Genomic DNA, 2,804 nt, shown 5'->3' on the forward strand with positions numbered 1-2,804 from the left:
TCATGGTATAGCAAAGGAAACAACGATTAATTTCTTTGGACCAGCTTATAATACTCAAAACATGGCAGATATATTATATATCTTAAGTGATGGAAAGCAGGATTATGTAAACTTGGAAAATCATAAAAATGACTTTGTGGGTACAAAGATTGGCAAAAATCCTTATACTTTTGAGCAAATACCTCCTGGAAGTGGTCCCTGGAAAGAGAGAGGGCAAATATTTAAGGGCTACCCCAGTGTTCATGCTTGTTATGGTCATGCAGGTTATGCGTGTACATCGCGCTATGGTTTACCTAATCGTACGCCAATTTATTCAAAATATTCAGGGAGGAAAAAATGAAGAAAATCTTAAAATTATTAAGTGGTCTCATTTTGTTAAATATTGCTGGATGTAACATTGATAAGCCTTCTCCAGGGGCTCTGAGTATGTGGGAGAAGCCAGGAGCAGATTTTACTGAGATAGGAAAAGCCTTGTTAGAATGTGGTATGCCAACCCCTTATGATGTTTTTCCAGAAAATAAAAAGTTAAGTATCAATGCAGAGGCATCCATTGATGCTTGCATGATTCAATCAGGATTCCATTACAAATGGGGAGGACCATATTGGTGTTATACTTTTAAAGAAGAAAACCTACCCATTTGTCAACCTGGTGCTGTTATACCGCAGCGCAGTGTCAAAAAGCGCTTAAACAGCCCGTTTTGTAAAAAATATAAAAATGCACCTGAATGCAAACCTTAAGTGCTGTTGGTAATAATCAACAATCCCTACAGCCATGTGTTCCCATACTCATGTGGGGTTGTTGCTTCCATTTCCATTTTAGCATTGTTTGTGGAGCAATATGACAACAAGGAATACACCTACTAATTGTATAATGTTGTGTCACAGAACAGATTTTGCTATTCATTCTTTGGATGAAAATGGGAAACCTTGTCCGTCCTTACGTGACAAGGTTTTCTTTTATGCGACGTCGTTATAACGTTGCTGTTTGGCTTGCTCTATGACATTCAAAAGATCCGATTGTAACCAACGCGATAAAAAACCAAATTTTAAAGGCTTTGGTAAAGAGCCATTGGTCACATGACGGCGGAATGTTGAAACACTCATATGAAGCAATTTTGCACTTTCACGGTCTGTTAAAAGAATATCATTTTCTATCATAGTAATTTCCTTTCAAGAGTAAAAATGGGAACAAATCATAAGTATTTATTAACCATATTTTTGAATCACTGGAAAGGTATTTAGTCTATAAAAAACAGTGTTTTATAATAGTTTCTCTGATGTGATAATTTATGAGTCTCATTGAGACTATATTCGATATCATATCAAAAAACACAATAAAGTCAATATGTTGAGTGCAATTATTTTATATGAATCCACTTAGGAATCCACACTTTTATACGTGATTCATTTGACCATTTTTTATAAACAATTGCCACGTATGAATAGAGCATAAAAAGCAAATCATGATGTGAATATTATAACGCATGTAAACGTTCAAATGAAATGAAAAGCAGTTATCATTCATAACAGTTCATAAATTTTATGATACGTTTTTACTACTCAAAAATCGCATTGTTTTAAATTTAGTCGTTTGGAATTTTCAATAACATACTTAAAGAGCACAGCTTGTTTTAATGATTGGTTTGTTAATCGCATAAAAAGAAAAAATTAGCGTTCGCCAAAATTGGCGAGCGCAAAATCTAAAGATGTTATAGTATCCTATAAGAGAGTAATCGTTTGAAACTTTTATAAGCTTATAGGTTTTAATTCATTAAAGGTGCATAAAGGATTTCAATATCGCTTTTAAAGCGCTTACTAAAAATTTAGTAAATGATAGGCAGGTAATTATACAGATACTCTCATCACAACAGTTATGAAATTAAAAACGTTATGTCTTATAATGCGAAAACCTTTTAATGACGTATACAAGCAAGCTATCAAAAAATGTTTTAACAGTTATATTTTTAAAGCACTTACTTACAAAATTAATGGCAGCTCTTTTAAGAGAAAAGATAAGCAAGCAAAATTCAAAACCATTGTAAAATCTAAACGCATAGGGTTTTACTCAATTTTTAGTAAAATAATGCTGTTAAAAAAATGCTCTCTTTTAAAGATAACAAACTCAAAATTGAGCCAGCTAATTTTTAAAGAAATTAGGTTTTAATGAAAAGTAAAAATACGCTTATAAGAACCTCTTTAAATGAATGTATAAACGTTTGAAACTGATGTTTTATATATTAACAGCTATAAACTTAGTTATCATTTGCTTTTAAGAACGTTTCATTGTTTCATTTACGAAAAAACAAAGATCTAGATTTCACAGCAGAGCAAATCTTAAAAACCATAGATTCTATAAAAGCGTTTGTTTATTTGTCTTATGAAATGCTACTTTTAAAGACCAACGCGCGTAAATATAAAAACGGGTTTTGTTATAGACATTTCACTTAATACACATTTGCTTTTGATTGGATTTAATAAAGCTACCAAACGTTTTGATTTTAGAATGTCAGTTATTTGAATTCACTCAGCTCTATTTTGAGCTTAGTATTTTAAAACGTTTTAAAGAGGCATTTTGATTATGTGCTTTATTTCAAATGACTCCCTTTAAATATGAGAGCGTTTTATTGATAGGTTTATAAAAATCAAAAGCGTTTAGAACCTCTTTTATTCAAATGAGTGATTAAGATCATACCCATCATTTACGTTCCTTTTGATAAGTTTTAATCAATAGAAAAGAGCGCTTGCAATATGATACGTTTTGTATATATGCATTTATCACTCCATTGTGGATGGTTAGAAAGCCG

General features: G+C 31.8%; 2 protein-coding genes and 1 pseudogene. 2 read left to right on the plus strand and 1 reads right to left on the minus strand.

Translation table 11 applies throughout. The features are described 5' to 3' along the window. Positions 1–340 (plus strand): annotated as a pseudogene (locus PVV68_RS09935) (hypothetical protein); the annotation flags it as partial. Further along, positions 337–738 (plus strand): hypothetical protein, encoded by a 402-nt coding sequence (locus PVV68_RS09940; protein ID WP_273722062.1) that lies wholly within the window; start codon positions 337–339, stop codon positions 736–738. The pseudogene PVV68_RS09935 and the gene PVV68_RS09940, both read left to right, overlap by 4 nt. Before the next feature lie 219 nt (positions 739–957). On the opposite strand, the gene PVV68_RS09945 is transcribed toward PVV68_RS09940, so the two are convergent. Next, complete coding sequence (locus tag PVV68_RS09945; protein WP_139413266.1) at positions 958–1,158, minus strand: AlpA family transcriptional regulator; 201 nt, start codon at positions 1,156–1,158, stop codon at positions 958–960. Positions 1,159–2,804: the final 1,646 nt, after the last annotated feature.

It is taken from the genome of Bartonella sp. ML69XJBT (assembly GCF_028618515.1).
GTDB lineage: Bacteria > Pseudomonadota > Alphaproteobacteria > Rhizobiales > Rhizobiaceae > Bartonella.

What these genes read in the sequence shown, in the direction of transcription:
- PVV68_RS09940 (WP_273722062.1), top strand. Translation starts at nt 337, where the DNA reads ATGAAGAAAATCTTAAAATTATTAAGTGGTCTCATTTTGTTAAATATT.
- PVV68_RS09945 (WP_139413266.1), bottom strand. Translation starts at nt 1,158, where the DNA reads ATGATAGAAAATGATATTCTTTTAACAGACCGTGAAAGTGCAAAATTG.